Here is a 16741-nt window from a genome sequence, read left to right as displayed (position 1 = left end):
AGTCCTTCCAGGAGTCTCCCATGTCCCTGTTGCCCTTCCTGCTGTTCGCCCTGGTCGCCTCCATCACCCCCGGACCGACCAATGTGCTCATCCTCGGCCACAGCGCCCGCCACGGTGCCCGGGCCAGCCTGCCGCTGGTGCTGGGCGGCAGCCTGGGCGCGGTGACCCTGGTGCTGGTGGTGGGTTTCGGTCTCGGCCAGCCCCTGGCGCAACATCCGGACTGGCAGCGCGGCCTGGCCTGGGCCGGGGTGCTCTGGCTGAGCTGGCTGGCCTGGCAACTGGCCCGCGCCGGCGCGCCCGCGGTGGCGGATGACGGTGCCCGTCTGGGCTTTGGGGGTACCGCCGGGCTGCAGGTGCTCAACCCCAAGAGCTGGAGCATGGCGCTGGCGGTAGTGACCGTCTACGCCGAACCCGGTGCCGATCTCTGGCAGCAGGTGCTGGTGCTGGCCCTGGTGTTCCTGCTGGTGTCCGTACCCTGCCTGGGTCTCTGGGCGCTGCTTGGCCGGGTCGCGGCGCATGGCCTGAAATCGACCCGCGCCTGGCGCGGCTTCAACCTGGGGATGGCGGCGCTGCTGCTCGCCTCGGCCTGGGCGACGGTGATCTAGACCGGCATCCCGCCCTGATCGCGAAAGCTGTCCTCCAGGTGCTCCAGCCAGGCGCGTACCGCCGGCAACTGGCCGCGCCTGTGGGCATAGGCGGCCTGCAGGTGGCCGCCGGGCAGCGACCAGTCCGGCAGCAGGCGCTGCAGGCGACCCTCGGCCAGTTCGGTCTCGCAATAGAGCAGCGGCAGCATCGTGTAGCCAAGGCCCGCCAGGGCGGCGGTCTTGCGTACGCTGAAGTCGTCGATGCCCAGTCGGGCTTCCAGCACCAGTTCGCGGCGCTGGCCGGCGGGACCGACCATGCGCAGGTGCACCCGGCGATCCAGCTCCAGGGCGCCGAGCAGCGGGACCCCCAGCAGGGCTTCCGGCGCATCCAGCTGGCGACCGACGAGAAAGGCGGGGGCGGCCACCAGCACCCCGGAGGCTTGGCGCAGGCGGCGCACGATCAGCCCCGGCTCCACGTCGTCGACGTCCCTTACCCGCAGGGCCACGTCGAGGCCCTCGTTGACCACGTCCACCCGCCGATTGACCAGCACCAGCTCCAGCTGCACCTGGGGATAGCGCTGCAGGAAGCGGGTGACGACGTCGGGCAGGTAGTCCTGGGCCAGGGCCACCGGGCAGGACACCCGCAGCGGTCCACGGGGTTCGCTGGACAGACTTGCCGCCGTTTCGGCAGCGTTCTCCGCCTCGCGCAGCAGCGCCTGGCAGTGCACCAGGTAGCGCTCGCCGAGAGTGGTCAGGGTCAGGGTGCGGGTGGTGCGCTGCAGCAGCCGCGCGCCCAGGCGGGTCTCCAGTTCGGCAATGCGCCGGGACAGCCGCGACTTGGGAATGCCCAGCAGGCGCCCGGCGGCAGCGAAACCCCCGGCTTCCACCACCTTGGCGAAGTAGGCGAGATCATTGAGGTCTTGCATGGGCGATTGTCCTATCCATGGGACGAAGCATCGCATTCTAGGCGACTAATCAGCCGATCGTCTTATCGGTAGTCTGGGCTCATCGCGTCGAACCCCACAGGACTACCGCCATGAAACTCTTGCACATCGATTCCAGCATCCTGGGCGATCACTCCGCCTCCCGCGCCCTGAGCGCCAAGGTCGTCGGCGCCCTCAAGGCCGCTACGCCAGGTCTCGAGGTCAGCTACCATGACCTCGCTCACGATTCCCTGGGTCACTTCTCCGCCGCCAGCCTGGCTGCCGGTGCGACCCCGGCCGAGCAGCGCAGCGCCGAGCAACGTGACGAAGCCGAGCGCAACACCCGCGCCCTGCAGGAATTCCTCGCCGCCGACGTGCTGGTGCTGGGTGCGCCCATGTACAACTTCACTATCCCGACCCAGCTCAAGGCCTGGATCGATCGCATCACCGTGGCCGGCACCACCTTCCGCTACGGCGAAGCCGGTCCGGAAGGCCTGTGTGGCGACAAGAAGGCAATCATCGTCGCCACCGCGGGCGGCATCCATGCCGGCAAGCCCACCGGTATCGCCCATGAGGACTATCTGAAGCTGCTGCTGGGCTTCCTCGGCATCACCGATGTCCAGATCGTCCGCGCCGAAGGCCTGGCCTATGGCGACGAAGCCAAGCGCGCGGCCCTGGCCAGCGCCGAACGCCAGATCGCCGACCAGTACGCCTGAGTCCGGACGCCCTCAACCCCGGCCCCTCTCCCTCAGGGAGAGGGAAGCAGAGCGGCCCTCGTCTTTGTAAGGTGAGATTCGGGTACGCCTGAAAACTCCTCACTTCAAAGATCGCGGCAAGCTCTGGAGGCCTGGGGCACCAGCGCTCATCCAACCGCACCGATGCGCTTTTCCCCCTCTCCCTACGGGAGCGGGCCGGGGTAAGGGCAGGCCCCGCCTCAGCTGAATCCCACCACCGGATGCGGCACATAGGGCGCTTCCAGGGCACTGATCTCTTCCTCGCTCAGCTGCAGTTCCAGCGCCGCCACCGCATCCTCCAGGTGCTGCGGCTTGGACGCGCCGACGATGGGCGCGTCGATGCCCGGCTTCTGCAGCAGCCAGGCCAGGGCCACCTGGGCACGCGGCACGCCGCGGGCTTCGGCGATGCGCGCCACGGCGGCGACGATCTGCCGATCGGATTCCTCGCTGGCGGTATAGAGCGTCTTGCCGAAGGCATCGCTTTCGGTGCGCGCGGTGCTGGCGTCCCAGTCACGGGTCAGGCGGCCACGGGCCAGCGGACTCCAGGGGATCACGCCGATGCCGGCATCACGACACAGCGGCAGCATCTCCCGCTCCTCTTCGCGAGCGAGCAGATTGACGTGGTTCTGCATGGTGGCGAATCTCGTCCAGCCATGGCGCTCGGCGGTGTGCAGCGCCTTGGCGAATTGCCAGGCGTACATGCTGCTGGCCCCGATGTGCAGCGCCTTGCCGGCCTTGACCACGTCGTGCAGGGCTTCCAGGGTCTCCTCGATGGATGTGTGATAGTCCCAGCGATGGATCTGGTAAAGATCGACATAGTCGGTGCCCAGGCGCTGCAGGCTGGCGTCGATGGCGGCGAAGATGGCCTTGCGCGACAGGCCGCCGACATTAGGCTTGTCGCGCAGCGGGAAGTACACCTTGGTCGCCAGCACGATTTCCTCGCGCACGGCATTGGCCTTGAGGAAGCGGCCGACGATCTCTTCGCTGGTGCCGTCGGAGTAGCTGTTGGCGGTGTCGAAGAAGTTGATGCCGAGATCCAGCGCCTTCTTCAGCAGCGGCTGGCTCTGGTCTTCCGGCAGGGTCCAGGGGTGATTGCCGCGCTCGGGGACGCCGTAGGTCATGCAGCCGAGGCAGAGGGGCGAGATCTTCAGACCGGTACGGCCTAGATTGCGGTAGTTCATGGGGGCCTCCAGGGGTGGTCGAAAAGAGTTGACCATGGCGGTCCCGGATCGACTGCAACGAACTTACCGGCTGCTGGCTTGTTCTATATGGATTCGTACCTAACAACCGGAGATGCTCCATGAAGAAATATGCTTCCGCGGTCTGGCAAGGCGGTCTGAAGGATGGCAAAGGCCATATCTCCACCGAGAGCGGCGCGCTCAAGGACAATGCCTACGGTTTCAACACCCGTTTCGAAGGCACGCCAGGCACCAACCCCGAAGAATTGATCGGCGCGGCCCATGCCGGCTGCTTCTCCATGGCCTTCTCCATGCTGCTGGGCCAGAACGGTCTGACCCCCGAGCGGATCGAGACCAAGGCCGACGTGACCCTGGACAAGGTCGGCGACGGCTTCGAGATCACCACCATCGATCTGACCATGAAGGCCAAGATCCCCGGTGCCACCCAGGAGCAGTTCACCACCATCGCCAATCAGGCGAAGGAAGGCTGCCCGGTGTCCAAGGTGCTCAAGGGTGCCAAGATCAACCTGAACGCCACGCTCGAAGGTTAAGGGTCACAGGTGCCTGCCGGTGCCGCCCAGGCATCGGCAACACCCTGTTCCAGAGCTCGTTCGCCGAGACCTTGGTGAGTCGCTAGACTGCTCCGACCCCGCTTTCGGAGAGCACGATGAACGACTCCATCTTCATGACCCTGTTTTCCATCCTCGCTCTGTTGCTGCTGGGCGGCGGTGTATACGGCTGCGTGATCCTCAACCGCCAGCGCAAGGACATCGAGAAGAACGACAGCGAAGGCTAGGCCGGTCGCCGACACGCCAGATAGCGCACGCCCTGGGCGCCGAAGACTTCCGAGTGAGGCTCATGGGCGGCCAGGTGAAAGACCTCCCCTGCCCCATAACGACGCTCGCCCGTTGCCGTGCGAATGCGCAGTTCGCCTTCGATGACCAGCGCCTTCGCTTCGAAGGGATGCGCATGGGCTTCCAGGCTGCCCAGGGCTTCGCGCTCGACCAGCACCGGTGGCTGAAAGCCCTCGCGGGCGAGTTGTTCGATGAAGGTGGCCTGGTCCAAGAGCGCTCCTTGAGTTGATGACGATCAACGCCCAGATTAGGAACCCAGTCCAACAGGGGCCAGTGCAATATCGCTATGACAGGGCATGGCTGCCGCTATGGCCGACCGCGCCTGCCGAGACGATGGAAACCTCGGCGACCCGAGGTTCCACGTGGAGCATCAGCGCTCCAGCTTGCGCTCGACCTCGGCGGTCTTGCGCTTGAGCGCTTCGGCTTCCTGCTCCTTGGTCTTGATGTCGGTCGGCGTGATGACCTTGTCGATGGCATCGGTCGGCGTCGATTCCGGCTGCTCCATGTCCTTTTTCACCACATCCACCGGACGGCCCGCCTCATCGAGAGCGGGTTCGTTGGGCGGGGTCTTGCCCAGGTGGGCATCGGAACGCTGGTCAGTCATGGCAGGCTCTCCTCAATAGGGTGTCTCTTTCGAGCGCAACGACCGACAGGGAGTTCGCCCGCGACTCAATTGCGGATGCGAACCCGCTCCAGATAGGCCAGCAACTGCGCCTGCTCGCTGGCATCCAGCGGCGCGAAGACCGCTTCCAGCGCCTGGGTACGCGGCACCTGGGCCTGGTCCAGCGCCTGGCGACCCTGCTCGGTCAGATGGACCAGCAGCGCCCGGCGGTCCTGGGGATGGGGTTCGCGACGGACCAGGCCGTCGCGCTCCAGGGCGTCGAAGGCATCGGTCAGGGTACGGGGCGCATGGCGCAGCTGTTCGGCGACCTCGCCCGGACGGCAGGGTCCCAGGCGCTCCAGCACCTTGAGCACCTTATAGCGGGCGAAGGAGAGTCCGGAGGCCTTGAGGGTCTCATCCAGTTGTTGGCGCATCTGCCGTTTCAGATCCATCAGGGCTTCGGCAATGGCGGCGGCGGTTGACATGAAAGCTGCTTACCTCGAATATAGTGAGTAACCTCAATGAATGGTACCTCCGCAATGGCGACATCTTTTCACAGCCGCGAGGGCGATGCCAGTGCCCCTCACCTTTTCCAGCGTGTGCGCTTCGACCTCAAGCGACGTTGGGCGACCGTCGTCCGCCGCGAAGACCTGGGTGGCGACCTGCTGCGCCTGACCTTTGGTGGCAGCGACCTGGCCGATTTCCAGAGCGCGGCCTTCGACGAGCACGTGAAGCTGTTCGTGCCCGCCGACACCACCCCGATCCGCGCCGCCAGCGCCGAGCAGCTGGTGGGTCGACACTACACGCCGCGCCACTACGATGCCGCCCGTGGCGAACTGGCCATCGACTTCTATCTGCATGAAGCCGGGGTGCTGACCACCTGGGCGCGTCAGGCGCAGCCCGGTGCCGAGCTGATCATCGGCGGCCCCAAGGGCGCCCTGGTGCCGCCCGAGGACTTCGACTGGTACCTGCTGGCCGGCGACGAGACTGCCCTGCCCGCCATCGCCCGCCGCCTGGAGCAGCTGGCCGCCGGCGTCCGGGTCCAGGTCGTCGCCGAAGTGGCGCGTCCGGGCCTGGAGATCGCCCTGTCGACGGCCGCCGCCGCCGAGATCCGCTGGGTCTATCGCGAAACCGGGGCCAATGCCCTGATGCAGGCCCTGGAGCAGCTGGAGCTGCCCGCGGGCGAAGGCTATGCCTGGATCGCCGGTGAAGCCACGCAAGCCCGTGCCGCGCGCCAGGCGCTGCTGGCCAAGGGATTGCCGCGGGACTGGGTCAAGGCGGCCGGCTACTGGAAGCTTGGCGAAAGCGACCAGCACGTGAAGGTCGAGGATTGAGCACCACCGCCGCCGTCACCGACGGCCTGCCCCCGCCACGCCGCTATCGCGCCGTCGCCGCCCTGCTACTGGCCATCAGCATGACGGTGCTGGACAGCGGCATCGCCAACCTGGCGCTGCCCAGCATCGCCGAGGCCCTGGACGTCTCGGCCGCCGCGGCGGTCTGGATCGTCAGCGCCTATCAGCTGAGTCTGGTCGCCCTGCTGTTTCCCCTGGCCGCAGTGGCCGAGCGTCTTGGCCTGCGCCCGGTCTTCACGGCCGGGGTCGGGATCTTCGGCCTGGCCTCCCTGGGCTGCGCCCTGGCGCCGGATCTCGCCAGCCTGGTGGCTGCACGGGCGCTGCAGGGGGTGGGCGCCGCCGCCATCATGTGCGTCAGCGCCGGTATCGTCCGACTCTCCTATCCGCGCGACCGGCTGGGTCGTGGCATCGCCATCAATGCCCTCTGCGTGGCTCTGGGATCGGCTGCTGCGCCCAGCCTGGGGGCGGCCATCCTGGCGCTGGGTGGCTGGCCCTGGCTGTTCGCCGTCAATGTGCCCGTGGCGATGCTGATCGCACTGCTGGTGCACAACCTGCCCGACAGCCCCCGTGCGCAGCGCCGCCTCGATCCGTTCAGCGTGCTGCTCAACGCCCTGCTGTTCTGCGCCGGCATCGGCGGTCTCGAACGCCTCGGCGCCGCGCCGTTGCAGGGCGTAGGCCTGCTGCTGCTGGCCGCGGCCAGTCTGCTGTTGCTGGTACGCCGCGAGCGCGGTCTGCCGGCGCCCCTGCTGCCGGTGGACCTGCTGGGACTGCCAGCCATGCGTCACTCGGTGCTGGCTTCGGTCTGTTCCTTTGCCGCGCAGATGCTCTGCTTTCTCGCCCTGCCCTTCTATCTGCAACACCAGCTCGGGCTGGTGCCCTTGCAGGTGGCCCTGCTGATGCTGGCCTGGCCGCTCACCGTGGCCGTGTCGGCGCAGGTAGCCGGGCGCCTGGCCGACCGCCATCCGCCGCAGCGGCTGTGCATGCTCGGCGGTCTGGGCATCGCCCTGGGGCTGGCGGCGGCAGCGGTGATGCCACTGGAGCGCTCGACCGCCCTGCTGATCCCCTGCCTGATCCTCGGCGGCATCGGCTTCGGCTTCTTCCAGGTACCCAACAACAGGATCATGCTCACCGCCGCCCCGGCCGGGCGCAACGGCGCCACCGGCGGCGTCCAGGCCACTGCGCGGCAGACCGGCATGGCCCTGGGCGCCGCGGCCCTGGCGCTGCTGCTGCATCTGGACAACAGCCTGGCCCCGCGGCTGGGGCTGGCCCTGGCGGCAACGCTGGGTCTGGTCGCCGCCTGGTCCAACTGGCGGGCACCGCGCTAGGGCTGCGGTGTCGCCTGGTCGAGCAGCGCCTTGAGCGCCTGCTCACGCTCGGCCGCCGGCCGCTCGCCCAATAGCCGTACCCGCTGGAAGAACGCCGGCCAGTTGCCCGGGTGCTGTCGATAGAGGGCGGCAAAGGCCGGCACCCACTGTTCGTACAGACCATAGGGCACCAGCCGCGCGTTGTTGAGCGGCTGGCTCATCCAGCCATCGAAGCGGCGATCGTCACGCCAGGCCGGGGTGGCGCGCAGCCGCTGGTAATCGCTGCGCAGCTGCGCGAAGCGCCGGGCCTTGGCCGCGCGCTTGGCCGCGGTCGTCAATGGCTGGGCATAGAGCCTGGCCAGGTCTGCGCGAGTGGTCAGCAGCAGCGCGCGGAATTGCTGATAGCGGGCTTCGCGCCCCGTATCGGGTGGCGGCAGGCCGCGACTGGCGCGCCATTGCCGCAGGCCTTCGCCCTCGACGAAGGTGGCATAGGACTCGTTGAAGGCGGTATCGCCGGGCAGATAGAAACGCTGGTGCGCCAGCTCGTGGAAGATCGTGGCCGCCACCTGGTCGTCGTCCCAGCGCAGCATGCTGCTGAGCAGCGGATCGCTGAACCAGCCCAGCGTCGAATAGGCCGGCACGCCACCGACATAGGTGTCCTGGCCCTGCGCCCGCAGCCGCTGCGCCTCGGCTCGGGCCTTGGCTTCCCGGTAGTAGCCGCGATAGGCCACGCAACCGGCGATGGGAAAGCAGTGGGTGGTGGGCTGGGTGGAAAATTCGGCGGTGGCGAAGACATTCCACAGCACGAAGGGCCGCTTGAGTTCGACGAAACTGCGATAGCTGGCGTTGTCCGGCAGGGCCAGTTCGGCACTGGCGAAGCGGCGGGCCGCCGCCGCGGCGGCGAGGCGTTCGCGCAGGACGGCGGGGCGCGCCGGATCTGCGACGACCGTCGCAATGGGCTCGCGATCACGGATCAGCGCCCACTGGCCCTGTACCATCTGGCCGTAGTACCCGACCGAGGTACAACCGCTCAGTCCGATCACGAGGGACAGCAGCGCCAGCCAGCGGCTCGTGCGTTGCGCAGGCAGGGTGCCTGGCTGGGTGGCGCGTCCTTCCCTGCCCGGAGTTGTAGCCGTCATGCGTAGACTGTGCCTGCTGTTGCCTGTGCTGTTCCTAGGTGGCTGTTCCCTGTGGCCCTTGCCCAAGCCCGATCCGGCACAGGCCTGGATCGATCTGGACAGCGATGGCAAGGCCAAGCTGGAAGCCCTGCGCGCCGATCGCAAGGATCTCGAAGACAAACGCTACTTCCAGGTCTGGCCAGGGAGCCATGATCTGCAGGTACGCTACCAGTTCGAGGTGCAGCCCACCAACATCGGCGCCCAGGTGGCCGATCCGCTGGCGCGCACCTGCCTGGTGACCCTCAACTACAAGGCCTTCGCCGCGGGCGAGCGCTATCGCCTGGAAGCCGGCCAGACCGGCTGGCGGCCCTGGGCGCGCCTCTATGACGAGCGCAACCAGGAAGTGGCGCGCAGCACTGCCAGTCGTTGCGGCGACGTGTAGACTCGGCTGATCTCCCTGCCGCGAGTCGCCGTCCATGCGTCTGCGCCTGCTGGTCCCTCTGCTGCTACTGCTGGGCGGCTGCACCACGCCGCTGCCCCCTGTGGATCCCCATCAGGCATGGGTCGATCTGGTGCTGCGCGAATCCGCGGTAGGGGCTTCGCTGCTGGCCGAGTCCCAGGACGGCAGGCGTCTCGACGATGGCCGCTATTTCCAGCTCACCCCCGGCAGCCACAGCCTCAAGGTGAGCTATCGCTACGAACTCTATGGCGGCGGTGGCTTCGGTTCGCGCTTCGGCTGGCGGGAACCGCTGCAGATCCAGTGCTATCTGGAACTGGACTACGCGGACTTCCAGGCCGGCCGGCGCTATCGCCTGGAAGCCGAGAACACCTTCGGTCAGGGCGAGATCACCCTCTACGACGGCCCGCGCGAACTGGTGAGTTCCGAACGAGGCATCTGCTCGCCCTTCTGACCCGCGACTGGCCAGGCGGCCAGCACGGTCAGGCAATGGACCGCTAGGCGGGCACGCTGAGCCAGTCGTCCTGGCTGCGGTCCTGGGTGCGGACCACGGGCGGACGACTCTTCTGCTCGCGCAGCTGGCGACTCATGCGCAGGAAATCCTCGCGTTCCATCCAGCGCGGTGCGGGCTGGGCAAGGGACAGAGCTTGGCGAATCCGGGCGAACGGCGACATGGCATTACCCTCTTGGCTAAATACTGTATGCGCAAACAGTACTAAGCCAGGCGGAACTGTACAAGTATCCAGCGGATGAACGGTCTGTCCCCCGGGTCGGGGATCAGTCGTTGCGCTGATAGAGGATCTTGTAGGTCCCGTTGGCGCAACTGCCCACCACCATGTTGGGATCGCGCACCTCGGCATTGGGGACCGCTTCGAGGGTATAGGCGGTCACCCCGGCCGACTGGATCTTGACCTCGATGTCGGCCTTGAGCTGGTCGCAGGACAGGGGTTCGGCCCGCACGGCGGTGCTCAGCAGGGCGGCGCAGCAGAGTAGCGATAGACGCAGCATGGCGATTTTCCTTGGCGTGATGACCTCTCAGGCTTGGACGCCCGAGCTGTGGCGATGTTCTCAGCGCTGCCCTTTGCTCAGCGAAGCGGTGGAACCTGGAGCCCGAACGGTATTTCCGATGGTCACTCCTTCCAGCGAAGTGCCCCCATGTTCCAGTGGTTGAAAGACAATTCCCAAGTCCTCACGCTCTTCGCCCAGTGCTGCACCCTGGGCGTCTGGGTGCTCTATGCGCAGCTCCTGCTCAACAACTACAAGCGCCAGCGCCAGCCGCGGCTGATCATCAACCGCGGCGCCGGTAAGGGCGTGGGTGCCCTCTGCCTGCTGTCCAACATGAGCGCCGAGCCGGTGTTCATCAACCAGCTCACGGTGATCCTCAAGACCAATCGCGAGACGCTCTACACCGATGTCACCGACATCCGCGAGAGCGGCCAGGATGACTTCGACCCCGATCTGGTGCTGGGCGAGGCGACCCACCAGGGTCCGCTCAACACCGGTGACTTCACCCACATCGGTACCTTCCAGGGCCTGATCCGCCGCGCCGCCGAGCACAACGGCCTGACCCTGGAAAACCACCGGCCGCCCGAGGGCTGGGTATTCGAGGGCCTGGAGATCCGCGCGGTCGCCTTCTATGGTTCGGATCACGATCCCATTGGAGTACGCCGGCGCTTTCGCCTGGGCCAGCACGACGGCCACTACTGCGCGCTGATCGCCGAAGACTGGCAGACCCAGCAACTGACCTCGCGCCGCCAGCGGCGCATGGTGCAGGACGACTGGATGGTCGACCTGGAACCCAAGGCTCAGCCAAAGAACCAGTAGCAGATCAGGATCGACGCCGTGACCCCGGTGAACTCCGCCAGCAGGGCGCAGCCCACCGCGTGGCGGGCGCGCTGGATGCCCACCGCGCCGAAGTACACCGCCAGCACATAGAAGGTGGTCTCGGTACTGCCCTGGATGGTCGCCGCCACCAGCGCCGGAAAGCTGTCCACGCCATGGGTCTGCATGGTCTCGATCAGCAGCGCGCGGGCGGCGCTGCCGGAGAAGGGCTTGACCAGCGCGGTGGGCAGCGCCTCGACGAAGCGGGTGTCCCAGCCAAAGAAGGTCACCGCATGGCGAACGCCTTCGAGGATGGCTTCCAGGGCGCCGGAGGCGCGTAGCACGCCCACCGCGCAGAGCATGGCGACCAGATAGGGCAACAGCGACTTGGCGACGTCGAAGCCTTCCTTGGCGCCTTCGACGAAGGCTTCGTAGACCGGCACCTTGCGCAGGGCGCCAAGGATCATGAACGCCAGGATGATGCCGAACAGGGTCAGGTTGCCGAGCAGCGACGACAACCCGGCCAGCGCGGTGGCGGTCAGGGTGAAGAGAAAGGCGACGAAGGCGCCGAAGGCCAGGGCGCCCCCGCCGATCCAGGCCAGCACCACCGGATCCCAGAGTTTCAGCCGCTGCATGAAGGCCACCGAGAACAGCCCGACCAGGTTGGCGCAGGTATGGGCGAGCAGGATCGGCAGGAACACCAGGGTCGGATCGGTGGCGCCCTGCTGGGCGCGGTACATGAACACCGTTACCGGCAGCAGTGTCAGCGAGGAGGCGTTGAGCACCAGGAAGAGGATCTGCGCATTGCTCGCCGTGGTGCTGCTGGGATTGAGCTCCTGCAGGGCACGCATGGCCTTGAGGCCGATGGGCGTGGCGGCGTTGTCCAGGCCCAGGCCGTTGGCGGCGAAGTTGAGGGTGATCAGCCCCAGCGCCGGATGGCCGCGCGGCACCTCGGGCATCAGCCGGGCGAACAGCGGCCCGAGCAGTCGCGCCAGGGCGTCCACCAGCCCGGCCTTCTCGGCGATGCGCAGGATGCCGAGCCAGAGGGTCAGGGTGCCGAACAGCAGCACCATGACCTCCACCGACAGCTTGGCCATGGCGAACAGGCTCTCCACCATGGCGGCGAACACCCCGGTGTTGCCGGCCACCAGCCACTGGCCGAAGGCGCTGATCCCGGCAACGATGAAGAAGCCCAGCCACAACCCGTTGAGCATCGCGGTTCTCCCGGCAAAACGGCGATGATAACCGCAGCGTCCGCTCCCTGCAGGGACGCCGTTCAGTCTGTGGTCATCGCCGTCGGGTTATCCTCTGACCTTTCACGCAACCCGCTGGAGTCCGCCCATGCGTCTGTCCGTTCTCGCCCTGCCGCTGGTGCTCGCCGCCAGTCCGGTCTTCGCCTTCAACCTCAACGACGCCGTCAACGCCTACAACGGCGCCAACGGCAACAACAACGCCAAGGCCACCGCCGCCGCGGCGGCCACGCCCCAGGCCCAGGGCCTGCTGCAGGCGCTGACCAGCCAGCTCAACGTCACCCCGCAGCAGGCGGTGGGCGGCACCGGCGCCCTGCTCGGCCTGGCCAAGAATCAGCTGGTGGGCAACGACTATCGCCAGCTGGCCAAGGCCGTGCCAGGCCTGGATCAGCTGGCCGGCGCCAATGCCACTGGCGGCCTGGCGCAACTGGGCGGCCTGGGCAGTCTGCTCGGTGGCGGCGGTCAGGATGCCAAGCAGAGTCCGCTGGGCAGCCTGCTGGGCAATGTCGACAGCCGCCAGGACGTCGACAAGACCTTCAACGCCCTGGGCATGAACAGTGGCATGACCAGCCAGTTCGCCCAGGTGATCCTCGGCTATCTCGGCAAGCAAGGCACCCAGCCCTCCCTGCTGAGCACCCTGGGCAATGTCTGGGGCCTGTGACGGCGGCCCGCGCTGGCTGACCTACGCAGCGGCCGGCGCCGAGCCGGACTACACCGAGGCGCCGCTCGGCTGGCTCTATGCGGACCGTGGTTCCCTCACCGAACGGCTGACCGCCCTCAGCGATGGACGCTTCGCCGTCGAGGTGATCGCCCAGGGCTGGCAACCGCTGCGCCCGGACGAGTGCCAGGCGCTTGAAGTGCCGCCGGCCAGCCCCGGCTGGGTGCGCGAGGTCTGGCTGCGCGGCAATGGCGAAGCCTGGGTCTTCGCCCGCAGCGTGGCGGCGCGCACGGCCCTGGAAGCGGCGGATTTCGACCTGGCGGCGCTGGGCGAGCGGCCGCTCGGGCACTGGCTGTTCCAGGCACCGGCCTTTGTCCGCGGGCCGCTGCAAGCCTGCCGCTATCCACTGGCCTGGCTGCCCGCAGGGGCGGCAACCGCGCCCTGCTGGGCCCGGCGCTCGGTGTTCCGGCGCGGTCCCCTGGCGATCCTGGTGGGCGAGGTCTTTCTGCCGGCCTTCTGGCCTCACGCCGGGCGCGAGGGCTAGGCGGAGCATCACGACGGCAGCGGCGACGCCCCGGGGCCCCTATAATCGCCAGGCCCTTCACCATGCAGCCGTCCGATGAAAAAGAACGCCTCCCGTCCCCGTGATCGCCGTCCTGCCGCGCCGCGCGGCCCCGAGCCCAGCGCCCGGGTGATCGCCACGCGTCCGCGCCGCGAGCGCATCCGCGACTTTGTCCAACTGACCCGGCTGGACCGACCCATCGGTATCTATCTGCTGCTCTGGCCCACCCTCTGGGCGCTGTGGATCGCTGCCGAGGGCGTGCCGAGTCTGAAGAATCTGCTGATCTTCGTGCTCGGCGTGGTGCTGATGCGCTCGGCCGGCTGCGTGATCAACGACTTCGCCGACCGCAACTTCGACGGCCATGTCGCCCGCACCAAGAATCGTCCCCTGGCCACCGGGCGCATCTCGCCCAAGGAAGCCCTGCTGTTCTTTGCCGTGCTGGTGCTGCTCAGCTTCGGCCTGGTGCTCTGCACCAATGCCACCACCGTCTGGCTGTCCTTTGGCGCCCTTGGCGTAGCGGCGCTCTATCCCTTCATGAAGAGATATACCTACTACCCTCAGGCGGTACTGGGTGCGGCCTTTTCCTGGGGCATGCCCATGGCCTTCACCGCCGAGACCGGCGAGTTGCCGGCGGCGGCCTGGCTGCTGTTCGTCGCCAACGTGATCTGGACGGTGGGCTACGACACCTACTACGCCATGGCCGACCGCGAAGACGATCTCAAGATCGGGGTGAAATCCACCGCCATCCTGTTCGGCGACGCCGACCGGGTGATCATCGCCACCCTGCAGGGCCTGACGCTGTTCTGCCTGGCGCTGGCCGGCGGCCGCTTCGGCCTGGGCCTGCCCTTCTACCTGGGCCTGCTGGTGGCAGCCGGCTGCTTCGCCTGGGAATTCCACGTCACCCGCGACCGTGACCCGCTGGTGTGCTTCAGGGCCTTCCTGCACAACCACTGGGCGGGTCTGGCGATCCTCATCGGGATCATCGCCGATTACGGACTGCGCTGAGCCGGAGCGCCCGCGGCGGCATCGGCCACCACCTCCGGCAGCGCCTCGGGTTGCGCCGCCGGCACCGCCCGGGCCTTCTTGGCCCTGGAGGCCTTGCGGCTCTGCTGCCAGGCCACCGCCAGGCCGCTGGCGCAGATGATGAGGATGCCGATCAGCGCGCCGCTGTCCGGCACATGGCCGAAGACGAGGTAGCCGATGATGCCGGCGGTGACGATCTGGCCGTAGCTGAAGGGCGCCAGCAGCGCCGGCGGCGCATAACGGAAGGCCTGGGTCAGCAGCAGGTGGCCGGACATGCCGAAGAGGCCGAGCAGCGCCAGCATGAAGCCGTGGGTCAGAGTCGGGATCTCCCAGAAGAAGGGCACCACGCTGCTCAGCACCAGGGTATTGATGATGCCGGTGAGAAAGTTGCTGGTGGTGGGGCTGTCGATGCCGCTGAGCAGGCGCGTCAGCAGCTGGTAGAGCCCGAAGCAGACCGCCGAGCAGACCGGCAGCAGCACCGCCGGGGTGAACAGCTGGCCGCCCGGCCGCACGATGACCAGCACCCCGATGAAGCCGGCCAGCACCGCCGCCCACTGGCTGCGGGTCACGCTCTCCTTGAGCAGCGGCACCGACAGTGCCGTCACCATCAGCGGGGCGAGAAAGTTGACCGCGGTGGCCTCGGCCATCGGCAGATAGCGCAGCCCGGTGGTGAAGAACAGGCTGCAGCCGATCAGGCACAGCGCCCTGAGCACCTGCAACCCCGGCCGCTTGGTGCGGATCACCGCCAGCCCCGAGCGCGGGATGAAGATGCCCATCATCAGCAGGGTGTGGGAGAGGTAGCGGGCCCAGACCACCATGACCACCGGATAGAAGCCGGACAGGTACTTGGAGAGGGCATCGTGGGAAGCGAACAGCCAGACCGCGAAGCAGATCAGGGCGATGCCCTTGAGCGGCTGGTCGGCGAATCTCAGAGTGGGTCCTGCGGTAGCGCTCATTGGACTCCCGTGGTACTGACGGCGGTCCCTGACCGCCTGCATGATCCGGCCGTCCTGCACGGCGGTCCGTCGGCGTGACCACCGACTCGGGACATGGACCTCGACGCCACCGGAGCGTGCCGTCGAGCAACCGTCCTGTCGCCCTCAGGACCGCGATACCGGGCGATATTTCAATAGCTTACTAACTATGACCTGGCGTGCAGCCCGGTCTCCCCCGAGCTTAGTCCAAGCGCCCCGCCGATCTCAATGCGCTTGGCCGACGACTTCGCTGACGGCCCGCACGAAGGCCTCGTCCGCCTCCAGCGCCCCGGGTATCTGCTCGCGCAGATAGGCCACCCAGGTGCGGATCTTGGCATCCAGGTACTGCCGCGAGGCATAGAGGGCATAGACGTTGAGGCGCTGCAGGCGATAGGCCGGCAGCACTCGCACCAGGCTGCCGTCGCGCAGGCCGTCTACTGCCGAATAGAGCGGCAGCACGCCAATCCCCAGTCCCTGGCGCAGGGCCTCGGTCATGGCGTCGCCGACGTTGACCTGGAAGGGGGTCTCGCCGATGCGATAGGTTTCCGGTCCATTGGGGCCGTCGAAGTGCCAGCGGTCGAAGGACACCACCGGACTGATGAATCTCAGGCAGGCGTGATTGGCCAGCTCCGCCGGCGTCTGCGGCTGGCCATGCTCCTGCAGATAGGCCGGCGAGGCGCAGAGGATGCTGTAGGTGTGGCCGATCTGTTGGGAGACGAAGCCGGAGTCGGGCAGCTCCACGGCTACCACGATGGCGAGGTCGAAGCCCTCCTCCAGCAGATCGGGGATGCGGTTGGCCATGGTCAGGTCGAAGCGCACCTCGGGGTGCAGGGCGCGATAGCCGGCGATGGCGCGGATCACGTAATGCTGACCGATGCCGGTCATGCTGTGCACCCGCAGCCGCCCTTCGGGCCGCGCCTGAGCGTGCCCGGCCTCGGCTTCGGCCTCCTCGACATAGGCGAGGATCTGCTCGCAGCGCGCCAGGTAGCGCTGGCCGGCTTCGGTCAGGGCGATGCGTCTCGTCGTGCGGTGCAGCAGGCGGGTGCGCAGATGGGTTTCCAGATGGGCCACCGCCCGGGAGACGTGGGCCGTGGTGGTCTGCAGCGTCTGGGCCGCCCCGGTGAAGCTGCCGCTTTCCACCACGGCGACGAAAACGCGCATGTTGTGCAGGGTGTCCATGCCGCCTCGACAGTCGGGAAAAGCGTCATTCTCCATATTATTTCAGTATGTGAAACAAAGATTCGCGGGTTGACGCGCTAATCGACCACCTCGGAATTTTATAGAATCGTTAGCAGCCTAATGGTAACGTCCGCTGACCTCGCGGTTTACGTCCGTCCTCTACAGGCGT

Annotated in this window: 23 protein-coding genes; 12 read left to right on the top strand and 11 right to left on the bottom strand. The window is 67.4% G+C overall.

Annotated elements, in window-relative coordinates:
* Positions 1 to 20 precede the first annotated feature (20 nt).
* Positions 21 to 605 (top strand): LysE family translocator, encoded by a 585-nt coding sequence (locus PVZ72_RS01640; RefSeq protein WP_273861040.1) that lies wholly within the window; start codon positions 21 to 23, stop codon positions 603 to 605.
* Here the strand turns inward: PVZ72_RS01640 and PVZ72_RS01635 are convergent.
* Entirely contained in the window at positions 602 to 1510 is a 909-nt protein-coding gene (locus tag PVZ72_RS01635; protein WP_187980683.1) for a LysR family transcriptional regulator, read from the bottom strand. The two genes, PVZ72_RS01640 and PVZ72_RS01635, sit on opposite strands and share 4 nt — an antisense overlap.
* Positions 1511 to 1620: 110 nt before the next feature.
* Here PVZ72_RS01635 and PVZ72_RS01630 point away from each other — a divergent pair, with 110 nt between their 5' ends.
* A complete protein-coding gene (locus PVZ72_RS01630; protein ID WP_187980684.1) occupies positions 1621 to 2223 on the top strand; it encodes an FMN-dependent NADH-azoreductase in 603 nt (200 codons plus the stop codon).
* Positions 2224 to 2441: 218 nt separating this feature from the next.
* Here PVZ72_RS01630 and PVZ72_RS01625 read toward each other — a convergent pair whose 3' ends face one another.
* Positions 2442 to 3422: an aldo/keto reductase gene (locus PVZ72_RS01625; RefSeq protein ID WP_273861039.1), complete on the bottom strand. Its 981-nt coding sequence runs from the start codon at positions 3420 to 3422 to the stop codon at positions 2442 to 2444.
* Between the two features lie 119 nt (positions 3423 to 3541).
* Between PVZ72_RS01625 and PVZ72_RS01620 the strand changes: the two genes are divergently transcribed.
* Positions 3542 to 3970 (top strand): OsmC family protein, encoded by a 429-nt coding sequence (locus tag PVZ72_RS01620; protein ID WP_017641568.1) that lies wholly within the window; start codon positions 3542 to 3544, stop codon positions 3968 to 3970.
* Between the two features lie 116 nt (positions 3971 to 4086).
* Complete coding sequence (locus tag PVZ72_RS01615; RefSeq protein ID WP_260175707.1) at positions 4087 to 4215, top strand: hypothetical protein; 129 nt, start codon at positions 4087 to 4089, stop codon at positions 4213 to 4215.
* Here the strand turns inward: PVZ72_RS01615 and PVZ72_RS01610 are convergent.
* From PVZ72_RS01610 to PVZ72_RS01600, 3 genes are all read right to left on the bottom strand, one after another.
* Entirely contained in the window at positions 4212 to 4484 is a 273-nt protein-coding gene (locus PVZ72_RS01610; protein WP_273861038.1) for a cupin domain-containing protein, read from the bottom strand. The two genes, PVZ72_RS01615 and PVZ72_RS01610, sit on opposite strands and share 4 nt — an antisense overlap.
* A gap of 159 nt (positions 4485 to 4643) precedes the next feature.
* Positions 4644 to 4877 carry a hypothetical protein gene (locus PVZ72_RS01605; RefSeq protein WP_187980687.1) on the bottom strand — a complete coding sequence of 78 codons (234 nt, stop codon included), beginning with the start codon at positions 4875 to 4877 and terminating at the stop codon, positions 4644 to 4646.
* Between the two features lie 65 nt (positions 4878 to 4942).
* Positions 4943 to 5359 carry a MarR family winged helix-turn-helix transcriptional regulator gene (locus PVZ72_RS01600; protein WP_044341206.1) on the bottom strand — a complete coding sequence of 139 codons (417 nt, stop codon included), beginning with the start codon at positions 5357 to 5359 and terminating at the stop codon, positions 4943 to 4945.
* A gap of 54 nt (positions 5360 to 5413) precedes the next feature.
* Between PVZ72_RS01600 and PVZ72_RS01595 the strand changes: the two genes are divergently transcribed.
* Both PVZ72_RS01595 and PVZ72_RS01590 read left to right on the top strand, forming a co-directional pair.
* Entirely contained in the window at positions 5414 to 6208 is a 795-nt protein-coding gene (locus tag PVZ72_RS01595) for a siderophore-interacting protein (RefSeq protein WP_273861037.1), read from the top strand.
* Positions 6205 to 7551 (top strand): MFS transporter, encoded by a 1347-nt coding sequence (locus tag PVZ72_RS01590; protein WP_208693409.1) that lies wholly within the window; start codon positions 6205 to 6207, stop codon positions 7549 to 7551. The genes PVZ72_RS01595 and PVZ72_RS01590 overlap by 4 nt, the downstream gene beginning before the upstream one ends.
* Here the strand turns inward: PVZ72_RS01590 and PVZ72_RS01585 are convergent.
* Positions 7548 to 8669 carry an aminopeptidase gene (locus PVZ72_RS01585; RefSeq protein ID WP_273861036.1) on the bottom strand — a complete coding sequence of 374 codons (1122 nt, stop codon included), beginning with the start codon at positions 8667 to 8669 and terminating at the stop codon, positions 7548 to 7550. The two genes, PVZ72_RS01590 and PVZ72_RS01585, sit on opposite strands and share 4 nt — an antisense overlap.
* Between PVZ72_RS01585 and PVZ72_RS01580 the strand changes: the two genes are divergently transcribed.
* Complete coding sequence (locus PVZ72_RS01580; RefSeq protein WP_133860296.1) at positions 8668 to 9090, top strand: PA0061/PA0062 family lipoprotein; 423 nt, start codon at positions 8668 to 8670, stop codon at positions 9088 to 9090. The genes PVZ72_RS01585 and PVZ72_RS01580 overlap by 2 nt on opposite strands.
* 34 nt (positions 9091 to 9124) lie before the next feature.
* On the top strand, positions 9125 to 9559 hold the full coding sequence (locus PVZ72_RS01575; RefSeq protein WP_187980692.1) for a PA0061/PA0062 family lipoprotein: 435 nt from the start codon (positions 9125 to 9127) through the stop codon (positions 9557 to 9559).
* Positions 9560 to 9602: 43 nt separating this feature from the next.
* Here the strand turns inward: PVZ72_RS01575 and PVZ72_RS01570 are convergent, their stop codons facing one another.
* Together PVZ72_RS01570 and PVZ72_RS01565 are read right to left on the bottom strand one after the other, a co-directional pair.
* Positions 9603 to 9779, bottom strand: a complete 177-nt coding sequence (locus PVZ72_RS01570) for a hypothetical protein (protein ID WP_166655878.1) — start codon at positions 9777 to 9779, stop codon at positions 9603 to 9605.
* Positions 9780 to 9882: 103 nt separating this feature from the next.
* Complete coding sequence (locus tag PVZ72_RS01565) at positions 9883 to 10113, bottom strand: DUF1161 domain-containing protein (RefSeq protein ID WP_133860294.1); 231 nt, start codon at positions 10111 to 10113, stop codon at positions 9883 to 9885.
* Between the two features lie 147 nt (positions 10114 to 10260).
* On the opposite strand from PVZ72_RS01565, the gene PVZ72_RS01560 reads away from it, so the two are divergent.
* Positions 10261 to 10929 (top strand): hypothetical protein, encoded by a 669-nt coding sequence (locus PVZ72_RS01560; RefSeq protein WP_133860293.1) that lies wholly within the window; start codon positions 10261 to 10263, stop codon positions 10927 to 10929.
* Here PVZ72_RS01560 and PVZ72_RS01555 read toward each other — a convergent pair.
* On the bottom strand, positions 10911 to 12140 hold the full coding sequence (locus PVZ72_RS01555; protein ID WP_208693405.1) for a nucleoside recognition domain-containing protein: 1230 nt from the start codon (positions 12138 to 12140) through the stop codon (positions 10911 to 10913). The two genes, PVZ72_RS01560 and PVZ72_RS01555, sit on opposite strands and share 19 nt — an antisense overlap.
* Before the next feature lie 127 nt (positions 12141 to 12267).
* Here PVZ72_RS01555 and PVZ72_RS01550 point away from each other — a divergent pair, with 127 nt between their 5' ends.
* The 3 genes from PVZ72_RS01550 to ubiA all read left to right on the top strand — a co-directional run bounded on the left by PVZ72_RS01550 (position 12268) and on the right by ubiA (position 14401).
* Positions 12268 to 12837, top strand: a complete 570-nt coding sequence (locus PVZ72_RS01550; RefSeq protein ID WP_133860291.1) for a DUF2780 domain-containing protein — start codon at positions 12268 to 12270, stop codon at positions 12835 to 12837.
* Complete coding sequence (locus PVZ72_RS01545; protein WP_273861035.1) at positions 12821 to 13378, top strand: chorismate--pyruvate lyase family protein; 558 nt, start codon at positions 12821 to 12823, stop codon at positions 13376 to 13378. The genes PVZ72_RS01550 and PVZ72_RS01545 overlap by 17 nt, the downstream gene beginning before the upstream one ends.
* A 75-nt stretch (positions 13379 to 13453) precedes the next feature.
* Complete coding sequence (ubiA, locus tag PVZ72_RS01540) at positions 13454 to 14401, top strand: 4-hydroxybenzoate octaprenyltransferase (protein WP_273861034.1); 948 nt, start codon at positions 13454 to 13456, stop codon at positions 14399 to 14401.
* Here the strand turns inward: ubiA and PVZ72_RS01535 are convergent.
* Together PVZ72_RS01535 and PVZ72_RS01530 are read right to left on the bottom strand one after the other, a co-directional pair.
* Positions 14386 to 15375 (bottom strand): DMT family transporter, encoded by a 990-nt coding sequence (locus PVZ72_RS01535; RefSeq protein WP_273861033.1) that lies wholly within the window; start codon positions 15373 to 15375, stop codon positions 14386 to 14388. The two genes, ubiA and PVZ72_RS01535, sit on opposite strands and share 16 nt — an antisense overlap.
* Before the next feature lie 243 nt (positions 15376 to 15618).
* Complete coding sequence (locus PVZ72_RS01530) at positions 15619 to 16572, bottom strand: LysR family transcriptional regulator (RefSeq protein WP_133860288.1); 954 nt, start codon at positions 16570 to 16572, stop codon at positions 15619 to 15621.
* Positions 16573 to 16741 lie beyond the last annotated feature (169 nt).

It is taken from the genome of Pseudomonas sp. LA5 (assembly GCF_028640825.1).
GTDB lineage: Bacteria > Pseudomonadota > Gammaproteobacteria > Pseudomonadales > Pseudomonadaceae > Chryseomonas > Chryseomonas aestiva.
The sequence above is the reverse complement of the archived record's forward strand: the minus strand, read 5'-3'. Positions and strand labels throughout refer to the sequence as shown.